The following is a 20,431-nucleotide window of genomic DNA, read 5'->3' on the forward strand; positions in this document are numbered from 1 at the left end:
TCACGGTCCCGTCCGGGTGCGTCCCGGCCGAGACGCTGGCGCAGATCACCGCGCTCGGCGCCCGCCAGGTCACCCTCTTGGGTGGCACGGGCTCCCTCAGCGAGGCCGTGGAGAACCTCACCCCCTGCACCGCAGGCTGAGGCACCTCCCCTGAGACGTCCCGTCCCCGGTGTCCGCACCGGGGGCGGGACGTCTAGCTGTACCGGCCGCTAGGCTGGCCGCGTGCTCGCTCCCACCGGAACCCAGTACCCCCTCCGCCTCGAGACCGACGGGCGGGTCGTCACCGCCGTCGTCACCGAGGTGGCGGCCGGCATCCGCTCGCTCGAGGTCGACGGCACGGCGCTCGTCGAGCCCTTCCCCGAGGAGTCGGCCCCGCCGGGAGCCGCCGGCATCGTGCTGGTTCCCTGGCCCAATCGCGTGGCCGGCGGGCGGTGGCAGCTCGACGGCGAACCGCAGCAGCTCGACATCACCGAGCCGAAGACCGGCAATGCGAGCCACGGTCTGCTGCGCTACACCGGGTACCGGCAGCTCGAGTCCGAGCCGCACCGCGTGCTGCTCGGCGCGCGGGTGTTCCCGCAGCACGGCTACCCGTTCCTGCTCACCACCACGGTCGAGCACCGCCTCACGGGCGACGGGATGACCGTGGTGCACACGATCGTGAACGACTCGGCCGAGCCCGCCCCGGTCGCCGTGGGCGCGCATCCGTATCTGCGGGTCGGCGAGGTGCCGCCGGAGGACCTCGTCGTCACCGTCGCCGCCACGACGCGGTTCGTGACCGACGAGCACCTGATCCCGGTGGTCGAGGAACCGGTGGCCGGCACGGAGGCCGACCTCTCGGGCGGCCGGCGGGTCGGCGACCTCGACCTCGACCACGCCTTCGGCGGTCTCACGGCGGGGGAGGGCGGCCTCCGCCGTCACACCGTGCGCGCGCCCGACGGCCGGAGGGTGGAGCTCTGGGCCGACCCCGACTTCGCGTTCGTGCAGGTGTTCACACCGACGGCGTTCCTCGGCCCGGGCGGGCCGCGTCGCGCGGTCGCACTCGAGCCGCTGACGGCCCCGGCCGACGCGTTCAACTCCGGGGTGGGGCTGCGCTGGCTCGCGCCGGGGGAGCGGTGGGAGCTGTCCTGGGGGCTCCGCCTGATCGAGAGCGACTGAACCGGACGGCCTGGCCCCGGGACGCTCGATCGGCGGATCCGGATCGGATCCTCGGGGTTCGTGTCAACCCCCTGCGCAAAATTTTGGGAGCATTTCGGCGACTATTACGCTCGTAAACCGGGAGTGAACAGTGCTCCCGCTGAACGTGGGAGCGGTGGTTTGGGCCTTCTGATCTATGGACCGAGTGCGTCCGAGATCGAGATGGACGACCGTCTCCTGGCGCACCTGCGGATCGTCGTGCTCTCCAAGCTCCGCAACCACGAGGCCTTCTCGCTCTCCTGGAACGTCGACGCCCAGCAGGGCAGCGGCCGCGAGACGCTCTGGGTGCACCCGGCCATCCCGCTGCGGTTCAAGTTCTTCGGCGGCCGCCCGCCCGCGATCAACCGGGCCTGGATCGACGCGATGGTGACGGTGGCGAACCGCGGTGACCTGCGGATCATGGCCGAACCCAACCACGCCGACACCGAGGGCTGAGAGCGCGGACGCGCGCCGCGATGCTCGATAGGCTCGGCACGTGAGCGCAGAGAGTGCACGGCCGCGTCCTCGCCGCCGCTGGATCCCGATCGGGATCGCTGTCGTGGCGCTGCTGGTCTACGTCGCCGTGCAGCTGCTCTTCGCCTACGGCAATCGCGAGAGTGTGGTGGGCGACGAACCCGCCGACCCGTCGGCCGTGGTCATCAACCTCAGCCCGACCGCGGTGAATCCGGTGACCGAGCGGATCACGATGGACGTCTCGATCGAGGCGCCGCAATCGCTCTACGACGAGACCGACCCGGGGGCGATCGGGCTGTCCCGCGGCTTCGACCTCATCCTGACCCCGATCGAGGGGGCGCAGGTGCTCCACTTCAAGCCCGGTGACGTGCCCTCCGTCTCGAGCACCGTCGTCTTCACCGAGGGGGCGGTCGAGACCTATCCCTTCGATACGCACACCACCGAGATCACCGCCCTGGCCTACACGACGGACGACGGCGCGCGGAAGGCGCTGCAGACGCGCATCTACGTCGAAGCCAGCGTGCCCGGCTGGAACTTCGGCGGTTCGATCGACCAGCAGGGCAACGGCGCCACGGTCACCGACGACACCGGAATCCACCCGCTCCCGACGGCGAACGTCACCGCCAGCCGCTCTGCCAGCACCTTCGTCTTCGCGTTCCTCCTGCTCGCCCTGCTGATCGTGATGCCGACCCTCGTGCTGTTCGTGTCGATCCGCACGTTCCTCGGCAAGCGGAAGGTCGAGGCCACCCTGACCAGCTGGATGGGCGCGATGCTCTTCGCGGTCGTGCCGCTCCGCGGCTTCCTGCCGGGCTCGCCGCCGATCGGGTCGTGGATCGACTTCCTCGTGGTGCTCTGGGTCATCGTCGGCCTGATCGCCGGACTCGCGATCTACGTGCTGGCGTGGAACCGGTGGGGATCGCCGGCGGTGCGGGACCGCCCGTCGCCATGACGGCCCGCCCCCGGGCCTCGGCGGTGCTGGGGCTTGCTGCGACGGTGCTGCTGCTGAGTGGATGCGCGGCGGGCACGCCCGCCCCGACCGGTACGCCGACCCCGTCGGTCGCCGGACAGACCGCCCTGCCGACCCCGTACCCCTCGTCCTCCGGAGATGCGGCGGCGGCCTGCGCGCTCATCGCCGGAGAGGGCGACAACCGCACCGAGGCCGCCGCGCTCGGGGCGCAGGCGGCGGCCGAGGATCCGGCCTGGACCGAGCTCGCGACCGCCCTGCAGACCCTCTCGGGCCGGTCGTTCCCCACGACGGACTCGGACCCGGCCGACGTGAACGCCTACCTAGAGGCGTACACCGCGCTCGTGCCGCTCTGCGCCCCCACCGGCCAGCCGCTCCCCGAGGGCTGACGCGGCGCAGAAGCCGGCTCGGAACACAGCGCAGAAGACGACGCAGGGACGTCGCAGGATGAGGTGGGCCCGGAGGGGCTCGAACCCTCGACCCGCGGATTAAAAGTCCGATGCTCTGCCAACTGAGCTACAGGCCCTCCCTTCCAATCTAGCGCGTATCAGGGCGACGGATGCGCGGCCCGCTCGCGCATCCGCCACCGGCCGTTCGCTCTGCGCGTGAGTCCGCCCCCGCGCGCCGGGCGTGGGGGATGATGGATCGCATGGCTGACGACTTCCACAAACCCACGCTCTTCGAGGGCCGCAGCTTCGAGGCCTTCCAGGGCGGGGAGGATCCGGCCCAGATCAACCGGGTCGCCCACGAGACGGCCGGCGCGCTGCTCAGCCGGGTGCGGGACGACCCGCAGCCCGAGGTGATCGACCGTCTGCTCGCCTTCACCGACGACCACGGCATCGACGCGGTCGCCGAGCTGTGGTCGCGCGCCTCGCCGCGGAGCCTGCCCGGCAGCCTCTGGCGCATCTACCTGCTGCGCGTGCTCATCCGACAGGACCCGCAGCAGGCGAGCTACTTCTTCGAGCGCGGCAGCGAGGTGATCTCGAGCATCGACCCGGTGGTCGCGGGCGCCGAGTCGCCGACCGGTCCGAAGGAGATCATCGAGCTGGCCGACCAGATCCTCCGCGGGTTGTTCACCGGCGACTTCGCGATCGCCCTCGAGCGCGCGGCCGCCTTCTGCCGGATCATGGCCCAGGGCTGCCTCTCGATCGCCGACGACGCGGAGATCGGCGCCCCCGAGACGGCGTCGACGCTCACCACCCGCGCCCTGCGCTTCGAGACCATCGGCGACGAGCTGACCCGCTCGGCCGCCCTCTGGCGCACCGACGAGCTCGACTGACCCGCCTTCTCCGAGTTCCGGGTAAACTAGTCGAGCCGGGCCGCAGTAACCCCGGGCTCCAATATTCGCCGCTCCGAGCGGCCTTCCGCCGAGAGGCGTTCTGCGGCCCGGCACTCACCCTCCTTTCCTGTCGACGCGTGTGCTCCGGGTACCGAGTGGCGGGTCTCGGCAATCCGGGTGAAGCCGCGCTCCGAATACCTGTTGTGAACGTCGTCAGCGGTCCTCAGAGCACGATCGGGAGTGTGACCTGTCATGCTTGAACTCGTGAGTTCAGATCGAGGGCCGACCGACGCCGAGAACATCGATGCCGTCGTCCCCTTCGAGAACCTTCTGGAGCTCGTCGCCCAGGGCGATCAGCAGGCGTTCGCAGAGCTGTACGACCGAACCGCGCCCCGCGTGCTCGGTCTGATCAAGAGGGTGCTCGTCGATCACGCGCAGTCCGAGGAGGTCGCCCAGGAAGTCTTCCTGGAGATCTGGCGGACCGCGACCAGGTTCGACGGACACCGGGGCAGCGCGATGTCGTGGATCCTCACGATGTCGCACCGCCGGGCGGTCGACCGCGTGCGGTCGTCCCAGGCCGGGCACGACCGCGATGAGCGGATCGGGCTCCGGGACATCGAGACCGACTACGACAATGTCAGCGAATCCGTGGAGATACGGATCGAGCACGAGAGGGTGAAACGGGCCATGCAGCAACTGACGGCATTCCAGCGCGAAGCCATCTCGCTCGCGTACTACGGCGGATACAGCCACACCGAGATCGCCGGTATCCTCGCGATCCCCGTCGGCACCGTGAAGACACGGCTCCGCGACGGCATGATCCGGCTCCGAGACGAAATGGGGGTGACCGCATGACCGACGACGATCGCGATCCGCGGCTCCTGACCGGCGCCTACGCCCTGAACGCGGTCTCGCCCGCCGAGGCCGACGACATCCGAGCAGCGACCGCATCCTCCGCCAGCCTCCGCGACGAGGCCGACGGTCTCGCCGAGACGGCGGCCCTGCTCGGCCTGGCCGCGACTCCGGTCACGCCCTCCGAGCGGCTGAAGGCCGATCTGATGGCGAAGATCGCCATGACCCCCCAGCTCCCGGCCGACCCGCCGATGCAGACGACTGCTTCGACGGTGCCTCCGGTCTCGGCGGTGTCTCCGGCGTCGTCGTCGCGACCGCAGCCGGCGTCTCAGCCGGCCCTCGCGGTCGAGCACGAGTCGGATGCGGCGGCGGGCCCCCGCGAGACCGCCGCACGACAGCGCTGGTTCAGCCGGCCCGTCGGCATCCTGACCGCTGCGGCCGCGGCCGCCGCCCTCTTCCTCGGCGGAGGCTTCGTCGGGAGTGCGCTGGTCAACAACTCCTCCACGACCTCGGTCATCGACGCCTCGGCGTCGCAGCTGGCGCAGCTCACGGCCGCCGACGACGTGCAGCGCGCCTCGGTGCCGGTGCAGGGCGGCGGCAACGCCACCGTCGTCTGGTCGAACGAGCTGGGCCGCTCGGCCGTGCTAGCCGACGGGCTGCCGAGCCTGCCGGACGGCAAGGTCTACGAGGCCTGGTACATCGACGCGAATGGCGCGGCTCCGGCCGGTACCTTCACCGCCGCCGGCTCCGGCACCTCGTGGCACGTGCTCGACGGCGCGCTGTCACCCGGTGACACCGTCGGCGTGACGGTCGAACCGGCCGGCGGCTCTTCCGCGCCGACCACCCAGCCCATCCTGGCCGTGCAGAGCGCCTAGCCGTCCCGGCAGCGCAACTGCCCAGCCCACGAGAAAGCCCCCTCACTCCAGCGAGTGAGGGGGCTTCGTCGTCAGTGCGTCGGGATCAACCGAAGCGGCCGGAGACGTAGTCCTCAGTCGCCTGCACGGTCGGGTTCGAGAAGATCGTGGTCGTGTCGTCGAACTCGATCAGCTTGCCGGGCTTGCCGGTGCCGGCGATGTTGAAGAACGCGGTCTTGTCCGAGACGCGCGAGGCCTGCTGCATGTTGTGGGTCACGATCACGATCGTGTAGTCCTGCTTGAGTTCCTCGATCAGATCCTCGATCGCGAGGGTGGAGATCGGGTCCAGGGCCGAGCAGGGCTCGTCCATCAGCAGCACGTCGGGGGAGACGGCGATCGCGCGCGCGATGCACAGACGCTGCTGCTGGCCGCCCGAGAGCCCGGAGCCGGGGAGGTTCAGGCGGTCCTTCACCTCTTCCCAGAGGTTCGCGCCCTTCAGCGACTTCTCGACCAGGTCGTCGCCGTCGCTCTTGGAGAGGCGCTTGTTGTTCAGGCGCACCCCCGCGAGCACGTTGTCGCGGATCGACATGGTCGGGAACGGGTTCGCCCGCTGGAAGACCATGCCCACCTGCCGGCGCACGAGCACCGGGTCGACGCCGGGGGCGTAGAGGTCGTTGCCGTCGATCAGCACCTCGCCCTTGACGTGGGCGCCGGGGATGACCTCGTGCATGCGGTTGAGCGTGCGGAGGAAGGTCGACTTGCCGCAGCCCGACGGGCCGATGAACGCGGTGACGGTCCGCGGCTCGATGTTGATGTTGACGCCTTCGACGGCGAGGAAGTCGCTGTAGTAGACGTTGAGGTCGTTGACTTCGATGCGCTTGGACACTGTTGATCCTTTTTCGTTGTGCGTTTCGGGCTTCGTTGTGCGTTCGGGATGCGCGCCGGCGGGCGGTGGGTTACCGCGAGCCCTTGGGCGCGAACACCCGGGCGACGATGCGGGCGATGAGGTTCAGGATGACCACGAGGATCACCAGGAGCAGCGCCGCACCCCAGGCCGAGGCGTTCGAGGCCGCGATGTCCTGGCCCGGGAACTTGTACCCGGTGTACGCCATGACGGGCAGCGTCTGCATCGGACCCTCGAACGGGTTGGAGTTGAAGTTGTCGGTGAAGCTCGCGGCCATGAAGATCGGTGCGGTCTCGCCGATCACGCGGGCGATGGCGAGCATGACGCCGGTCACGATCCCCGCGATGGCGGTCGGCAGCACGATCTTGGTGATGGTGCTGAACTTCGACACCCCGAGGGCGTAGGAGGCCTCGCGCAGGTCGCCGGGGACAAGGCGCAGCATCTCCTCGCAGGAGCGGACGACGATCGGGATCATGAGCACCGAGAGGGCGACCGAGGCCGAGAAGCCGCTGAAGGCCTTCGGGCCGACGATGAGCGAGAACAGCGAGAAGGCGAACAGACCGGCGACGATCGACGGGATGCCCGTCATCACGTCGACCAGGAAGGTGACCGTCCGCGCCATCCACTGCTTGGGCTGCGCGTACTCGACCAGGTAGATCGCGGTCAGGATGCCGATCGGGATCGAGATGAGGGCCGCGATGCCGGTGATGATCAGCGTGCCGACGATGGCCTGCCAGGCGCCGACCTTCGTCGTCACCTCGAGCGTGTCGGGGTCGAAGACCGAGCCGGAGGTCTGGGTGATGAAGTCCCAGCTGATCGAGCCGATGCCGTTGCTGATCACCGTGATGAGGGTCGAGATCAGCGGAGCGAGCGCGAGGAGGAACGCGACCGTGACCAGCCCCCGGATGACCCGGTCGGTCGCCTTGCGGCGGTTCTCGACCACCGAGGAGAGGATGCCGAGGGCGATCAGGTAGATCACCGCGGTCAGCACGAGCCAGCCCGCGATGTTGAAGCCCATCAGCAGCAGGATGACCGCCGAGAGCACGAGGGACGATCCGAGCACGTACCACTCGACGAAGCGGGGGAGCTGGCCCGAGGTCAGCGCGTTCCCGATCGGGGCGACCGGACGGGGGGTGGGGGTGATGGTGGCGCTCACGCGTCGTCTCCCTGTCGCTTCTCGGTGCTGTTCGCCGGGCGGTCGTCGGGGGTGAACGGACCGGAGACGCCCGCATCCGCTTCTTCGGCGTCGATCTCGGGTTCGGCCAGGTCGGCGCCCTCGGTGTGGTCGGCGGCGGCTTTGCGGGCGAGCACGTCGTCGACGGCGAGCACCGTGCTCGGATCCGACGGCGGCAGTTCGGCCAGCATCTTCGAGCGCTTGCGCTTGACACCCGCGCCGGCGCGCCCGGCGATCACGCGGGCGAGCATGTTGACCACCAGCGAGATGACGAACAGCAGCAGGCCCGTGCCGATCAGCGCCTCGCGCTGGAGCGTGGTGGCGATGGGGAAGTTCAGGGCGATGTTGGCGGCGATGGTCTGCGAGTTCTCACCCTCGGTGAGCATCCGGACCGAGACCAGGATGGCGGGGGAGATGATCAGCGCGATGGCCATCGTCTCGCCGAGCGCGCGGCCGAGGCCGAGCAGGGTGGCGCTGATGACGCCGGAGCGGCCGTAGGGGAAGACGGCCATCTTGATCATCTCCCACTTCGTGGCGCCGAGCGCCAGAGCGGCTTCTTCGTGCAGCCGCGGCGTCTGCAGGAAGATCTCGCGGGAGATGGAGGTGATGATCGGCAGGATCATGACGGCGAGCACGACGCCGCCGGCCAGGATCGTGGAGCCGGTGGTCGAGACCTGGCCGCCGAAGAGCGGGATCCAGCCGAGGTAGGTGTTCAGCCAGTCGGAGAGCGGCAGCAGGAAGGGGCGGATCACGATGATGCCCCAGAGGCCGAAGACGATGGAGGGCACCGCGGCCAGCAGGTCGACGAGGTAGCCCAGGATGCCGGCGAGGCGGCGCGGCGCGTAGTGCGAGATGAACAGCGCGATGCCGATGGCGATCGGGGCGCCGATGACCAGGGCGATCGCCGCGGAGAACAGGGTTCCCCAGATCAGCGGGCCGACGTAGGTCCAGAAGTTGGCGTACCCGGCGGTCGGACCTTCGTTGAGGTCGGAGTTGCTGGGCCAGTCGGCCATGATCGCGGGGATGGCCTGGATGATCAGGAACAGGGCGACGCCGGCCAGGATCACCATGATCGAGGCGGCGGAGGCGGTGGAGAGCCCGAGGAAGATGCGGTCGGCCGGGCGGGCCTTCGCACGCGGCGGCCGGGACCCCTTCGAAGAGGGGCCTCGGCCGCCGGGCGCGGATGCCGGTCCGGTCGCCGTCAGGTCGTCCGCACGAGTGGGCCTCGCGGCGGATTGAACTGCTGTGTTGTCGCTCACTTCACTCTTTCTCGAGGGTTTCGGTGTGGACGAGCCTGACGGCGGATCTGACGGGTGGTGCGGTATTGCTGTGGTGCGGGTGACGCGGTGTTACTTGACGAGCTCGAGGCTGGTCTGGATCTGCTCGAGCATGTCGGCCGGGATCGGAGCCGAGCCCGCGTTCTTGACGGCGATCTGCTGGCCCTGGTCGCTCGCGACGTAGCTGACGAACGCCTTGGTGAGCTCGCCCTGCTTCTCGTCGGCGAAGGTCGTGCAGACGATCTGGTACGAGATGAGCGGGATCGGGTACGCGTCGGCGTCGGTGATCTTGGTGTAGTCGATCTTCTGCGCGAGGTCGCCCTTCACGCCGGAGTCCTGCGTCGCCGCGGCTTCGGTGAAGGCGGCCGAGGCGCCCTCGGCGCTGAACGGCACGAAGTCCGTGCCGGTGCCGACCTGGATGTTGGCCGAGGTCAGGTCGCCGATGGCGCTGTGGTCGGCGTAGCCGATCGTGCCGTCGCCGGCCTTGACGGTGTTCACGACACCCGAGCCACCCTGCTGGGCGCTCGACCCGGCGATCGGCCAGGCGTTGCCGGGCGCGTTCGTCCAGATGCTGGGCTGCGTCTGGCTGAGGTAGTTGGTGAAGTTGGTCGTGGTGCCGGATCCGTCGGAACGGGTGACCGTGGTGATCGCCGTCGCGGGCAGGGTCACGCCGGGGTTGTCCGCGGCGATGGCCGGGTCGTTCCAGGTGGTGATCTGCAGCGAGAAGATCTTCGCGATGGTGGCCGAGGAGAGGTTGAGGTCCTTGACACCGGCGAGGTTGTAGATGACCGCCACACCGTCGAGGTAGACGGGGAGGTTCAGCGCGCCGCCGGGGCCGCAGATGGTCTGCGCGGAGGTCTGCTGGTCGGCCTTCAGGGGCGAGTCCGAGCCCGCGAAGTCGTAGCTGCCGGCGAGCCAGTTGGTGACGCCACCGCCCGAGCCCTGCGACTTGTCGTAGTTGATGGTGACGCCCTTGGCCTGGGCGGTGAAGGCGGTGATCCAGGCGGCCTCGGCGTTGGCCTGAGCGCTGGAGCCACCGGCGGTGATGGTGCCGGAGAGCGACGCGAAGTCGATGGACGGAGCGGTGCTCGACGGGGATGCCGCGTCGGTGCTTCCGCTGCCGGTGGTGCTGCTTCCCGAGCAAGCGGTCAGAGCCAGGGCGGTCGCGAGGGCGAGAGTGCCCACCGCTGCCACGTTCTTGAGCTTCACTGTGTTCCCTTCGAATTGGGTGTTTCCGACGCGGCCGCAGTGAAAGGTCGAGTCATCGAGACGGGCGCGCGCGGGTCGGGTCGGTGCTGACCCGTGAGAGACACTAGGTGCGGCGTTTGACCAGTCACCCGCACGAAGGTGAACGAGAGGTTAACGGCACGGGTCGAACGGCGACGGATGCGACTCAGGAGTGCGGCGTGTGCGTCTCGATCGCGATGATCCCGGAGCCCGGCCGATCGACCGAGAGGTGAAGGACGGAGAAACCCGCGACGGGCAGGTCGCCGGCGCGGGAGACCGTGACGGCGGGAGCCGTGCCGGTCGCCAGGGCGACCTCGCGCACGATGTCGGGCAGTACCGGGCCGTGGCTGCAGAGCACTGCCGTGACGCGCTTGCGCACGCGCTTGCCGACGACCTCGCGGATGTCGCTGCGGGCCGCCTCGTAGGCGTCCTGGCTGATCAGCTCGGTCTGCTTGACCGGCAGCTGGAGGGCCTTCGAGAGCGGCTCGACGGTCTGGCGGCAGCGCACGGCGGTGCTCGAGACGATCTTCTCGATGCCGAAGGCGCGGAGGGAGGGCACGATCGACTTCGCCTCGCCTCGTCCGCGCTCGGTGAGGGTGCGGGCGGCGTCGGGGCCGTCGAACTGGTACGGGGGCACCGCCTTGGCGTGGCGGAGCGCGATGATCGCGAATGTGCGGGTCACGCCCTCGTCGACCAGCATCCGGAACCGCTCGACGATCACCGCGTCGCGCTCGTAGGTGAGCGCGCCCGCCGCCTTCTTCAGCGGCATCCACTCCAGGGCGGCCACCTCGTCGTTCGGCAGGAAGGTGGAGGCCAGGATCGCCTCGTCGGTCGCCTCGGCGGCCCAGTAGTGCACGACCTTCTCACGGCCGTTGGGCATGGTGTAGTTCGTGACGCCGAGCGGCACACCGAGCGTGACGGAGAGCCCCGTCTCCTCGGCGATCTCGCGCACCGCGGTCTGCGGCAGCGTCTCACCCGGGTCGACCTTGCCCTTGGGTAGGGAGATGTCGCGGTGGGCCGCGCGGTGGATGACGAGCACCTTGATCTTGCCGTCGACCACCCGCCAGCAGACCGCTCCGGCCGCGAAGACCGTCACCGCGTGGTGCCCGGGCGCTTGCGGCGGCTGATCTGCTGCATCAGCTCGTCCTGCATGTCGATCAGCGGAGCGCCGTGGGAGTCGACGTCGTGCCTGGTCCAGACACCGTCGGCGTCGAGGGCCCAGCTGGAGACCTTGTCGCTCATCGCGAGCTCGAACAGGTTGTCGATCTCCTTCAGATGGTCGGGGTCGACCAGGCGCACCAGGGCCTCGACACGGCGGTCGAGGTTGCGGTGCATCATGTCGGCGCTGCCGATGTACACCTGCGGATCGCCGTCGTTGACGAAGGAGAACACGCGCGAGTGCTCGAGGTAGCGGCCGAGGATCGAGCGCACGCGGATGTTCTCGCTCAGCCCCTCCTGCCCCGGCTTCAGCGAGCAGATGCCGCGCACCCAGATGTCGATCGGCACACCGGCCTGGCTCGCCCGGTACAGCCCGTCGATGATCGCCTCGTCGACGATCGAGTTGAGCTTGATCTGGATGCCCGAGGGCAGCCCCTTCTTCGCGTTCTCGGCCTCGGTGTTGATGCGCTTGAGCAGGCCCTTGCGCAGGTGCAGCGGGGCCACCAGCAGGCGCTTGAACTTCTTCTCGATCGCGTACCCGGAGAGCTCGTTGAACAGGCGGGTGAGGTCTTTGCCGACCTGGTCGTCGGCGGTCAGCAGGCCCAGGTCTTCGTAGATGCGCGAGGTCTTCGGGTTGTAGTTGCCGGTGCCGATGTGGCTGTAGCTCTTCAGCCGGCCCTTCTCCTGACGGATGACCAGGGCGAGCTTGCAGTGGGTCTTCAGGCCCACGAGCCCGTAGACCACGTGCACGCCGGCCTTCTCGAGCTTGCGGGCCCAGGAGATGTTCGCCTGCTCGTCGAAGCGCGCCTTGATCTCGACCAGCGCGAGCACCTGCTTGCCGGCCTCGGCCGCGTCGATCAGCGCCTCGACGATGGGGGAGTCGCCGCTGGTGCGGTAGAGCGTCTGCTTGATCGCGAGCACGTGCGGGTCGGCGGCGGCCTGCTCGAGGAAGGCCTGCACGCTGGTGGCGAACGACTCGTAGGGGTGATGCAGCAGCACGTCGCCGCGCGAGATCGCCTTGAAGATGTCGGGCTTCGCGTTGGGCTCCGGCGGCAGCAGGGCCGCGGCCGTGGTGGGCACGTGCTTGGGGTACTTGAGGTCTGGCCGCGGGATGCGCGTGAGGTCGAACAGGCCGCCCAGGTCGAGCGGCGACGGCAGCATGTACACCTCCTGGTCGGTGATGTCGAGCTCGCGCACGATCAGGTCGAGCGTGACCTGATCCATGTCGTCGCTGATCTCGAGCCGGATCGGCGGGCCGAAGCGGCGGCGCAGCAGCTCCTTCTCCAGGGCCTGAAGGAGGTTCTCGGTCTCGTCCTCCTCGACCTCGACGTCTTCGTTGCGGGTGACGCGGAAGACGTGGTGCTCGACGATCTCCATGCCCGGGAACAGGTCGCTCAGGTGGTTCGCGATCAGGTCTTCGAGGGTGATGAACCGCAGCTCGTCGGGCGTCTCGCGCTGGTCGACGCGGATGAAGCGGTTGAGCACCTGCGGCACCTTCAGGCGCGCGAACTCCTCTTTGCCCGTCTTGGAGTTGCGCACGCGCACCGAGAGGTTGAGCGAGAGGCCCGAGATGTAGGGGAAGGGATGCGCGGGGTCGACCGCGAGCGGCATCAGCACGGGGAAGATCTGGCTCGAGAAGATCTCGTGCAGGTTCTCGCGGTCGGCGTCGTCGAGCTCGTCCCAGGTGATGATCCGGATGCCGGCGTCGGCGAGGGCGGGGCTGACCAGGTCCTTCCACGCCAGCGCGTGCCGCATCTGCAGCTCGTGGGCCTTGGTCGAGATGTCGGCCAGCACGTCGGTGGGGCGGCGGCCCACGTTGGTGGGCACGGCCAGGTCGGTGAGGATGCGGCGCTTCAGCCCCGCGACCCGCACCATGAAGAACTCGTCGAGGTTCGACGCGAAGATCGCGAGGAAGTTCGCCCGCTCGAGCACAGGGAGCGTCGGGTCTTCGGCGAGCTCGAGCACGCGCGTGTTGAACGCCAGCCAGCTGAGCTCGCGGTCGAGGTAGCGGCCTTCGGGCAGCGGGTCGGAGCTGTCCACCGGCTCCAGCTCGTCGTAATCGTCGTCGAAGTCGGTGACGATGCCGGCGTCGAGCGAGATCATGTCGTCGTCCATGCAGACATCATGTCACTCACGGGTGTCCGACGAGGATCCCCTGTGGATGAGATAACCTCAGATCAGCTTTGTGGAGGGGGCGAGCGGATGCGCCGTGTGCAGTGTCCGCGCATGGTGCGTCGGTGCTCTGGTGACGAGAGCGTGCGGTTGTTACACCTGAACCGTGTCCTCCGTCCTCTCCGCCGCCGCTCGCGAACTGGGTTTCCGCATCCGTGAGGAGCGACTGCGCTTCGCGATCAGCCAGATGGAACTCGCCGACCTCGCCGCCCTGCACTTCACCAACCTCGGCAAGATCGAGCGCGGTCAGGCGAACCCCTCGCTGCACACGCTGCTCCGAATCGCGGCGGCGCTCGACATCGACCCCTCGGTGCTGGTCGACGGCCTCGGCGCCGACCTGCTGCCCGATCGCTCCCGGCGCGTGACGGTGGCCGACGTGGTGCGGGCGCAGCAGGGCCGCCCTTCCGGGGCCGAGGCCGGCGCTGGCACCGGGGCCGGCCCGGCAGCCTGAGCGGTGGCGCCCGTCAGTGGCGGCGCCCGTCGGCGGTGGCGCCCGTGAGTGGCGGCCGAAGGCTCAGCGGCGTCGCAACGGGCTGCGCTGCAGGTACTGCACGTCGATCGTGTGCTCGGTGAACCCGAGCGACCGGTAGAGGGCGACCGCGCGCTCGTTGTCGGCGTCGACGAACAGAGCCGCCTGCCGGCATCCTCGTTCCACCAGCCGGGCGAGGCCCCGGTTCATCAGCGTGCGCCCGAGGCCCTGCCCCGCGTGCCCCTCCTCGACGCCGACCACGTAGATCTCGCCCACCCGGTCGTCGTCGGGCTCGATCTTCAGCCAGTTGTAGCCGATCATCCGCCCCGCGTCGTCGCGGAGCAGCAGGAAGTCGCCCGGCTCGAACCAGGGCTCCGACATCCGGAACCGGAGGTCGTCGGCGGTCAGCCCGCCCTGCTCGTCGTGCTCGGCGAAGATACGGGCGTTCAGCGCCACCCACTCGTCGACGTCGGCGCCGCCCTGGAACACCCCGATCGAGAACCCGGGCGGCAGCTCGCCGCCCCCGGCCGTCTCGACCAGCTCGCGGCGCAGCTGCAGCAGCGTGCGCACCGCGTCGAAGCGGTGGCTGGCGGCGAGGCGCCGGCTCGCGGGATGATCGCCGTGCGCCCAGGCCCGCAGGGGGCCGTCGGAGTTGTTGGCCAGCACGATCTCCAGCAGCTGGCGGCCGAGCCCCTCCTCGCGCCACTCGGGATCGATCACGAACTCGAGCTCGCCCTGGCCGACGACGGCGGCCCCGACGACCGTGCCCGTGCCCGGCCCGCCGCGCTCGGCGAGCAGCAGCGATCGTGCGCCCTTGCCGATGTCGACCAGCGCCTGGTCGTTGAAGGGCTGCTGCCCGTCGACCAGAGCGGCGCGGGCCATCAGCCGGAGGAAGGGCTCGCGCCCGTCGTCGGGATTACTGACCGAGAGAGTGAGCGAGTCGCTCATTGTCGTCCTCGAAGAAGTTGAAGCGGTACCCCACGTTGCGAACGGTGCCGATCAGGGATTCGAGGTCGCCGAGCTTGGCGCGGAGCCGCCGCACGTGGACGTCGACCGTGCGGGTGCCGCCGAAGTAGTCGTAGCCCCAGACCTCGCTGAGCAGCTGCTCGCGGGTGAAGACCCGCGAGGGGTGCATCGCGAAGAAGCGGAGCAGCTCGAACTCCTTGAAGGTGAGGTCGAGCGGGCGCCCGTGCACGCGGGCCGAGTAGCTGGCCTCGTCGATCACGACGCCGGAGGCCTGGATCTTCGAGGTCGACTGATCCTGCACCTGACGGCCGATGGCCAGCCGGATGCGGGTGTCGACCTCCGCGGGCCCGGCCGACTCGAGCACGACGTCGGCCGCACCCCACTCGGCGCTGACCGCGGTCAGACCGCCCTCGGTGAGGATCAGGACCACGGGGACGCCGATCCCGGTCGTGCTGAGGATCTTGCAGAGCGAGCGCGCGGAGGCGAGGTCGTGGCGGGCGTCGACGAAGATCAGGTCGCTGTTCGGGGTGTTCACGAGCTGCGACGGCTCAGCCGGGATCTGACGGGTGCGGTGGCTCAACAGCGAGAGTGCGGGCAACACCTCGCGGTCGACCGCAGAGGTCAGGATCAACAACTGCGCCACGTAAGATCCTCCAGAGAACGCCTGCGGTACATACTATCGGGCAGAATGGCGGGTATGAGTCTGCTCATGAGAAGCGTAGTCCCGGTCTGGATCCTGTCGATCCTCGCCGTGATCGCCGTGGGCGTCTTCGTCTCGCCCAACTACTACCTCCTCTTCCTGCCGCTCGTTCTCGGTCTCGCCCTCGTCGTGACCTTCGGCATCCAACTGGTCGTTCCGGTGCGCAAGGGCTTCGTCGACCGGGTCTCGGCCAGCCTCGGCGGAGCCGTGCTGGTGCTCGCGATCGCCACCGTCGTGCTCGCCCCTCTGGCCTTCTCGGCAGGCGCTAAGCTTTAAGGCATGTCCTACGTAGCGCTCGAACTCCTGTTCATCGGCCTCCTCGGGCTCGCGAGCCTCGGCATCGCGTGGACGGCGGGCATCGTCGTCTATAAGCTCTTCCGCGGCCAGCGCTGACGCCGGCCCCGCAGACGCGAGCGACGTCACGATGATCGAGATCCCCACGGGCCTCCCCTCCGAGCTCGTCCCGCTGTCCTGGCTGATCGGCGTCTGGGAGGGCACCGGCGTCATCGACTACGCCGTCGGCGAAGAGCGCGTCTCGCGCGAGTTCGGCCAGCGCATCAGCTTCAGTCACGACGGCCTGCCGTACCTCAACTACAGCTCGTACACCTGGCTGCTCGGCGACGACCCCGGGCCCGAGATGCCCTCGCTCGCCGACCAGGTCGAGCCGGATGCGACCGTGCAGCCGGATCCGGATGCGCCGGCCCCCGAGTCCGACGCCCTCGAACCCGTCGCGACCCCGCTGGTCGCCGAGACCGGCTTCTGGCGCCTCAGCCGCCAGCACATCGAGGGCGACGTCGGCCCCGGCATGCTGCCCGGCGTCGGCGCCCGTCCGTTCAACACCGCCCAGTCGGTGGAGACGCTCCGCAACTCGGCCGAGGGCTTCGACATCGAGGTCTCGATCGTGCATCCCACCGGCATCAGCGAGCTCTACCTCGGCCAGGTCAAGGGCCCGCGGATCGACCTCGCGACCGACGCGGTGGTGCGCTCCCGCTCAGCCAAGGAGTACACCGGGGCCACCCGCATCTACGGGCTGGTCGAGAACCACCTGCTCTGGGCCTGGGACATCGCGGCCCTCGGCCAGGAGCTGCGCACCCACGCCTCCGCCCGGCTCGCGAAGGTCGACTGACCGTGGCGGGCACGCCCACGCCGTTCCTCGCGCTCCCGGCGGCCGTGGCCGCCGCCGCTCCCGACGAGGGCGTCGCCGCGCACTACGGCAACCCGCTCGGTGAGCAGCGCGCCCTCGAGGCCGGCCGCAGCGGGCGGCCCTCCGGCGCCCCCGCCGTGGTGGACCTCTCGAATCGCGGAGTGATCTCGGTGACCGGGCCCGACCGCCTGTCGTGGCTTGACTCGGTGACCAGCCAGAGCATCCGCGACCTCGCCCCCGGAGCCTCGGCCGAGACCCTGCTGCTCTCGGCGAACGGCCGGATCGAGCACGCCATCCGGGTGCTCGACGACGGCGAGAGCGCCTGGCTGCTGGTCGACGGCGCCGAGACGGAGGCCCTCGAGCAGTGGCTGCAGCGGATGCGGTTCATGCTCCGCGTCGAGATCGCCGACCGCACCGCCGAGTTCGCGACGATCGGCTGGCTCGCCGCCTCCGCCGACGCCGAGGCCCCGGCGGCACTCGCCGCGGTCGTGGCCGACGGCAACGGACACGCGCTCACCTGGAGCGACCCGTGGCCAGAGGTCCTGACCGGGGGCGTGCAGTACGCCCTGGTCGAGACCCACCCCGGTGCCGACTGGTGGTGGCGCGAGAGCCTGGTGCCGCGTGCCGAGCTGGGCCGGCTGGCCGACTCCGTCGTCGCCGGCGAGCTGACCGCGGCCGGCGTGCTCGCCGCCGAGGCCCTCCGCATCGCCGCCTGGCGGCCGCGGCTGGCCACCGAGGTCGACGAGCGCTCGATCCCGCACGAGCTCGACTGGATGCGGTCGGCCGTGCACCTGGCCAAGGGCTGCTACCGCGGCCAGGAGACCGTCGCGAAGGTGCACAACCTGGGTCACCCGCCGCGCCGCCTGGTCTTCCTGCACCTCGACGGGTCGGATGCGGTGCTCCCCGCCGTGGGCGACCCCGTCTTCGATGCGGGCCCCGAGGGTGCCCCGATCGACACGACCGGGCTCGACGAGGAGGCCGCGGTCGGTCGGGTGACCTCAGTCGGCATCCATCACGAGTGGGGGCCGGTCGCGCTCGCGGTGGTCCGCCGCCAGCTCCCCGCCGACAGCTCGGTCGCCGTGCGCACCTCGGACGGCACGGTCGCCGCGGCCGTCGAGCAGATCGTCGCGCCCGACGCGGGCGCCGCGGTCGCGCGTCCGCGCCTTCCCCGGCTCGGCGCCCGGTCGCGCTAGTGCCGGCGCGACCGCGGGTCCGGCCGCATGCGCGCTGCCGGCCGCGGCCCCTGCCGTGACCCTCGTGCCGGCCAGCGACGACCGGCCCACCCCCGGCCGCCGCCTCGGCGTCGCGGTGCGTGCGTCGTGGGATCGCACCATCGGCAGCGCCCCCGCCGTGCTGCAGCTCGTCGTCGCGGTCACGATCGCCTACCTCCTGACCCACTACCTCCTCGGCCACCAGTACCCCATCGCGGCGGTGACCGTCACGCTCTCCAGCCTCGGGCTGGTGCTGGATGCCCGACCCCGCCGGGTGCTCGAGACCGCGCTCGCGATGACGATCGGCATCGCGCTCAGCGAGGTCATCCTGATCGCGGTCGGTCAGGGCGTCTGGCAGTTCGCCCTCACCATCCTGGTGTCGCTGACCGTCGCCCGGGCGCTCTCCTCGGTGCCGGGGCTCCCCATCCTCGCCGCCGTGCAGGCCGCCCTGGTCTCGCTCATGCCGGTGCCACCCGGCGGCCCCTTCACCCGGTCGGCGGATGCGGTGGTCGGCGGCCTGGTCGCGATCGCGTGCACGGCCCTGCTCCCGCGCGACCCCCGGCGCGCGGCGCGGCGGGAGGCGCTGAAGTTCTTCTCGGCCTTCACCGGCATCCTGGCCTCGCTGGTCACGGTGCTCCGGATCGGCGACCACGCCACGGCCGAGATCGTGCTGAGCCGGGCCCGCGGCACCCAGGCCCTGATCGAGCAGTGGCGCGGGTCGCTCGACTCGGCCGTGGCGATCGCCCGCATCTCGCCGTTCCTCCGCCGTCGCCTGCCCGAACTGCTGGAGCAGCAGCGGATGCAGCTGCACATGGACCACGCCACCCGCAACCTGCGCGTGATCTCGCGGCGGATCAGCGTGCTGCCCGGCGACCGCCCGCGCCCGGAGCTGGCCGAGCTGATCGCGTCGCTGCAGAGCGCCGCCTCGATGCTCGCCCAGAGCATCGACCGCCCGGGGCTGCGGCCCGTCGTGCGCCAGAGCCTCGTGCTGATCGCGATCACCCTCGATCCCCGCACCTTCCTGCGCGGCGAGCCCTTCTCCGAGTCGGCCCTCGTGGTGTCGATCCGCCCCCTCGTGCTCGATCTGCTCGTGGCCAGCGGCATGCCCCTGGAGGAGGCGCGCCGAACCCTGCCCGACATCACCACGTGAGAGTCGCGGATTGGGTACCGTAGAGCCATGAAGATGCGAAAGCTTGCTCCTGTCACCGTCGTCGCCGCTGCCTTCGCCTTCGCGCTGGCCGGATGCACCGTGACCGGCCCCACCGAGAACTTCTCCGGCCTCCCCGACGAGGAGCAGATCGTCAACTCCTCCCCGGGCGGCGAGGCCGCCGCGGTGCAGGCCTTCTGGCTGCACGAGGGCTCGCAGATCGGCGTCGCCATCTCCGGCAGCTCGACCTGCCCGGTCATCGGCTCCGACATCAAGGTCGTCGAGCCCGAGAACCAGGGCAACACCGTCGAGATCGTCACGGTGCCGATCGACGGAGACGCGATCTGCACCATGGACTTCGTGCCGCACACCTCCGTCTTCTGGACCCCGGCGAACGTCACCACCACCCAGGAGCTCACCGTCATGGTCGAGGGTCAGAAGGTCCTGCTCCCCGTCAAGTGATGGCCGGGGCGACCTCCGCCCACGGCACGGTCAGCTCGCCGAGCCGTCGACGTCGCTGCGGGGTGCGGATGCTCCAGCCCGACGCCGTGAGCGCGTCGAGCGTCGCCAGCCACCGCTGCACCGGGCCGTAGGTCTGCAGGGCGGCGTTGTGCTGCCAGAACCGGTCGAGGTCGCCGAGCAGCCGATGGATCCGCTCGCCGGGCACGTTGCGGTGGATGAGCGCCTTCGGCAACCGCTCGGCGACGATCGACGGATGCTCCAGGTCGGTCAGCCGCAACGAGATCGAGAAGCTCACCGGCCCCACCGGGTCGAGGGTGACCCAGCTCGACACCCGGCCGACCTCGTTGCAGGTGCCCTCCACGAGCATCCCGCCCGACTGCAGGCGGCCGCGCATCAGCTCCCAGGCGCCCGCGACCGCGCTCTCGTCGTACTGCCGCAGGACGTTGAAGGCGCGGATCACCGCGGCCCGGCGGGAGGCGGGGCCCGGAAGCGGCACCTCGAACCCGCCGACCGCGAAGTCGACCGAGGCGTCCCGCGCGAAGGGGGTGCGGCCGTCGCGCACATCCTTCAGCTGGGCGGTCGCCGTGGCCACCCGTTCCGGGGCGATCTCCAGCCCCCGGACGTGCACGTCGGGCCGCACGCGCGCGAGCCGTGTCTGCAGCTCGAAGGCGGTGACGCCGCTCGCCCCGTAGCCGAGGTCGACCACGAGGGGATCGTCGGTGCGCCGCAGCACCGGCAGGGTCTGGATGAAGCGGTCGACCCGGCGCAGGCGGTTGGTGTTCGTGGTTCCCCGCGTGACGGCACCGATCGGCATGAGCCCATCA

The 20,431-nt window shown here is 70.1% G+C and carries 22 protein-coding genes and 1 tRNA gene; 13 read left to right on the top strand and 10 right to left on the bottom strand.

Annotated features, from left to right (window positions below; translation table 11 throughout):
* Positions 1 to 222 precede the first annotated feature (222 nt).
* The 4 genes from AC59HU_RS11315 (at position 223) to AC59HU_RS11330 (ending at position 3,000) form a co-directional block, all read left to right on the top strand.
* On the top strand, positions 223 to 1,155 hold the full coding sequence (locus AC59HU_RS11315; protein WP_497223509.1) for an aldose 1-epimerase family protein: 933 nt from the start codon (positions 223 to 225) through the stop codon (positions 1,153 to 1,155).
* A 123-nt stretch (positions 1,156 to 1,278) separates the two neighbouring features.
* Positions 1,279 to 1,629 carry a DUF7882 family protein gene (locus AC59HU_RS11320; protein WP_497223510.1) on the top strand — a complete coding sequence of 117 codons (351 nt, stop codon included), beginning with the start codon at positions 1,279 to 1,281 and terminating at the stop codon, positions 1,627 to 1,629.
* A 40-nt stretch (positions 1,630 to 1,669) separates the two neighbouring features.
* Positions 1,670 to 2,596, top strand: coding sequence for a DUF8686 domain-containing protein (locus AC59HU_RS11325; RefSeq protein WP_497223511.1), 927 nt, complete (start codon positions 1,670 to 1,672; stop codon positions 2,594 to 2,596).
* Positions 2,593 to 3,000, top strand: a complete 408-nt coding sequence (locus tag AC59HU_RS11330; RefSeq protein WP_497223512.1) for a hypothetical protein — start codon at positions 2,593 to 2,595, stop codon at positions 2,998 to 3,000. The genes AC59HU_RS11325 and AC59HU_RS11330 overlap by 4 nt, the downstream gene beginning before the upstream one ends.
* A gap of 64 nt (positions 3,001 to 3,064) precedes the next feature.
* Here the strand turns inward: AC59HU_RS11330 and AC59HU_RS11335 are convergent.
* Positions 3,065 to 3,137 (bottom strand) — tRNA-Lys (locus AC59HU_RS11335).
* A gap of 123 nt (positions 3,138 to 3,260) precedes the next feature.
* On the opposite strand from AC59HU_RS11335, the gene AC59HU_RS11340 reads away from it, so the two are divergent.
* From AC59HU_RS11340 to AC59HU_RS11350, 3 genes are all read left to right on the top strand, one after another.
* On the top strand, positions 3,261 to 3,890 hold the full coding sequence (locus AC59HU_RS11340) for a DNA-directed RNA polymerase subunit beta (RefSeq protein ID WP_497223513.1): 630 nt from the start codon (positions 3,261 to 3,263) through the stop codon (positions 3,888 to 3,890).
* Positions 3,891 to 4,142: 252 nt separating this feature from the next.
* A complete protein-coding gene (locus tag AC59HU_RS11345) occupies positions 4,143 to 4,745 on the top strand; it encodes a sigma-70 family RNA polymerase sigma factor (protein ID WP_497223514.1) in 603 nt (200 codons plus the stop codon).
* Entirely contained in the window at positions 4,742 to 5,617 is an 876-nt protein-coding gene (locus AC59HU_RS11350) for an anti-sigma factor (protein WP_497223515.1), read from the top strand. The genes AC59HU_RS11345 and AC59HU_RS11350 overlap by 4 nt, the downstream gene beginning before the upstream one ends.
* An 85-nt stretch (positions 5,618 to 5,702) precedes the next feature.
* Here AC59HU_RS11350 and pstB read toward each other — a convergent pair whose 3' ends face one another.
* The 6 genes from pstB to AC59HU_RS11380 form a co-directional block, all read right to left on the bottom strand.
* Complete coding sequence (pstB, locus tag AC59HU_RS11355; RefSeq protein WP_066040960.1) at positions 5,703 to 6,482, bottom strand: phosphate ABC transporter ATP-binding protein PstB; 780 nt, start codon at positions 6,480 to 6,482, stop codon at positions 5,703 to 5,705.
* A gap of 70 nt (positions 6,483 to 6,552) precedes the next feature.
* On the bottom strand, positions 6,553 to 7,656 hold the full coding sequence (pstA, locus tag AC59HU_RS11360) for a phosphate ABC transporter permease PstA (RefSeq protein WP_497223516.1): 1,104 nt from the start codon (positions 7,654 to 7,656) through the stop codon (positions 6,553 to 6,555).
* A complete protein-coding gene (gene pstC, locus AC59HU_RS11365) occupies positions 7,653 to 8,933 on the bottom strand; it encodes a phosphate ABC transporter permease subunit PstC (RefSeq protein WP_497223517.1) in 1,281 nt (426 codons plus the stop codon). Before pstC ends, pstA begins: the two co-directional genes overlap by 4 nt.
* A gap of 90 nt (positions 8,934 to 9,023) precedes the next feature.
* Positions 9,024 to 10,160 (bottom strand): phosphate ABC transporter substrate-binding protein PstS, encoded by a 1,137-nt coding sequence (gene pstS, locus AC59HU_RS11370; protein WP_497223518.1) that lies wholly within the window; start codon positions 10,158 to 10,160, stop codon positions 9,024 to 9,026.
* 184 nt (positions 10,161 to 10,344) lie between these two features.
* On the bottom strand, positions 10,345 to 11,274 hold the full coding sequence (locus AC59HU_RS11375; RefSeq protein WP_497223519.1) for an NUDIX hydrolase: 930 nt from the start codon (positions 11,272 to 11,274) through the stop codon (positions 10,345 to 10,347).
* Positions 11,271 to 13,451: an RNA degradosome polyphosphate kinase gene (locus tag AC59HU_RS11380; protein WP_497223520.1), complete on the bottom strand. Its 2,181-nt coding sequence runs from the start codon at positions 13,449 to 13,451 to the stop codon at positions 11,271 to 11,273. The genes AC59HU_RS11375 and AC59HU_RS11380 overlap by 4 nt, the downstream gene beginning before the upstream one ends.
* A 163-nt stretch (positions 13,452 to 13,614) precedes the next feature.
* Between AC59HU_RS11380 and AC59HU_RS11385 the strand changes: the two genes are divergently transcribed.
* Positions 13,615 to 13,959 (top strand): helix-turn-helix domain-containing protein, encoded by a 345-nt coding sequence (locus AC59HU_RS11385; RefSeq protein WP_497223521.1) that lies wholly within the window; start codon positions 13,615 to 13,617, stop codon positions 13,957 to 13,959.
* 63 nt (positions 13,960 to 14,022) lie between these two features.
* Here AC59HU_RS11385 and mshD read toward each other — a convergent pair whose 3' ends face one another.
* Both mshD and AC59HU_RS11395 read right to left on the bottom strand, forming a co-directional pair.
* Positions 14,023 to 14,925, bottom strand: coding sequence for a mycothiol synthase (gene mshD / locus AC59HU_RS11390; RefSeq protein ID WP_497223522.1), 903 nt, complete (start codon positions 14,923 to 14,925; stop codon positions 14,023 to 14,025).
* On the bottom strand, positions 14,894 to 15,586 hold the full coding sequence (locus tag AC59HU_RS11395) for a response regulator transcription factor (protein WP_497223523.1): 693 nt from the start codon (positions 15,584 to 15,586) through the stop codon (positions 14,894 to 14,896). Before AC59HU_RS11395 ends, mshD begins: the two co-directional genes overlap by 32 nt.
* A 66-nt stretch (positions 15,587 to 15,652) precedes the next feature.
* Between AC59HU_RS11395 and AC59HU_RS11400 the strand changes: the two genes are divergently transcribed.
* The 5 genes from AC59HU_RS11400 (at position 15,653) to AC59HU_RS11420 (ending at position 19,607) form a co-directional block, all read left to right on the top strand.
* Positions 15,653 to 15,919 (top strand): hypothetical protein, encoded by a 267-nt coding sequence (locus AC59HU_RS11400; protein ID WP_497223524.1) that lies wholly within the window; start codon positions 15,653 to 15,655, stop codon positions 15,917 to 15,919.
* A gap of 148 nt (positions 15,920 to 16,067) precedes the next feature.
* Positions 16,068 to 16,769 carry a nitrobindin family protein gene (locus AC59HU_RS11405; protein WP_497223525.1) on the top strand — a complete coding sequence of 234 codons (702 nt, stop codon included), beginning with the start codon at positions 16,068 to 16,070 and terminating at the stop codon, positions 16,767 to 16,769.
* On the top strand, positions 16,766 to 17,980 hold the full coding sequence (gene ygfZ / locus AC59HU_RS11410; protein ID WP_497223924.1) for a CAF17-like 4Fe-4S cluster assembly/insertion protein YgfZ: 1,215 nt from the start codon (positions 16,766 to 16,768) through the stop codon (positions 17,978 to 17,980). The genes AC59HU_RS11405 and ygfZ overlap by 4 nt, the downstream gene beginning before the upstream one ends.
* A gap of 55 nt (positions 17,981 to 18,035) precedes the next feature.
* Positions 18,036 to 19,148: an FUSC family protein gene (locus AC59HU_RS11415; protein WP_497223526.1), complete on the top strand. Its 1,113-nt coding sequence runs from the start codon at positions 18,036 to 18,038 to the stop codon at positions 19,146 to 19,148.
* Positions 19,149 to 19,175: 27 nt separating this feature from the next.
* Positions 19,176 to 19,607, top strand: coding sequence for a hypothetical protein (locus AC59HU_RS11420; RefSeq protein ID WP_497223527.1), 432 nt, complete (start codon positions 19,176 to 19,178; stop codon positions 19,605 to 19,607).
* On the opposite strand, the gene AC59HU_RS11425 is transcribed toward AC59HU_RS11420, so the two are convergent.
* Positions 19,600 to 20,421 carry a class I SAM-dependent methyltransferase gene (locus tag AC59HU_RS11425; protein WP_497223528.1) on the bottom strand — a complete coding sequence of 274 codons (822 nt, stop codon included), beginning with the start codon at positions 20,419 to 20,421 and terminating at the stop codon, positions 19,600 to 19,602. The genes AC59HU_RS11420 and AC59HU_RS11425 overlap by 8 nt on opposite strands.
* Between the last annotated feature and the right edge of the window lie 10 nt (positions 20,422 to 20,431).

This window comes from Herbiconiux sp. 320_LB, assembly GCF_059691755.1.

Excerpts from the sequence above, each read along its gene's own strand:
- AC59HU_RS11330 (WP_497223512.1), top strand. The coding sequence starts at position 2,593 with ATGACGGCCCGCCCCCGGGCCTCGGCGGTGCTGGGGCTTGCTGCGACG.
- AC59HU_RS11340 (WP_497223513.1), top strand. The coding sequence starts at position 3,261 with ATGGCTGACGACTTCCACAAACCCACGCTCTTCGAGGGCCGCAGCTTC.
- AC59HU_RS11345 (WP_497223514.1), top strand. The coding sequence starts at position 4,143 with ATGCTTGAACTCGTGAGTTCAGATCGAGGGCCGACCGACGCCGAGAAC.
- AC59HU_RS11350 (WP_497223515.1), top strand. The coding sequence starts at position 4,742 with ATGACCGACGACGATCGCGATCCGCGGCTCCTGACCGGCGCCTACGCC.
- AC59HU_RS11380 (WP_497223520.1), bottom strand. The coding sequence starts at position 13,451 with ATGGACGACGACATGATCTCGCTCGACGCCGGCATCGTCACCGACTTC.
- mshD (WP_497223522.1), bottom strand. The coding sequence starts at position 14,925 with ATGAGCGACTCGCTCACTCTCTCGGTCAGTAATCCCGACGACGGGCGC.
- AC59HU_RS11400 (WP_497223524.1), top strand. The coding sequence starts at position 15,653 with ATGAGAAGCGTAGTCCCGGTCTGGATCCTGTCGATCCTCGCCGTGATC.
- AC59HU_RS11405 (WP_497223525.1), top strand. The coding sequence starts at position 16,068 with ATGATCGAGATCCCCACGGGCCTCCCCTCCGAGCTCGTCCCGCTGTCC.
- AC59HU_RS11420 (WP_497223527.1), top strand. The coding sequence starts at position 19,176 with ATGAAGATGCGAAAGCTTGCTCCTGTCACCGTCGTCGCCGCTGCCTTC.
- AC59HU_RS11425 (WP_497223528.1), bottom strand. The coding sequence starts at position 20,421 with ATGCCGATCGGTGCCGTCACGCGGGGAACCACGAACACCAACCGCCTG.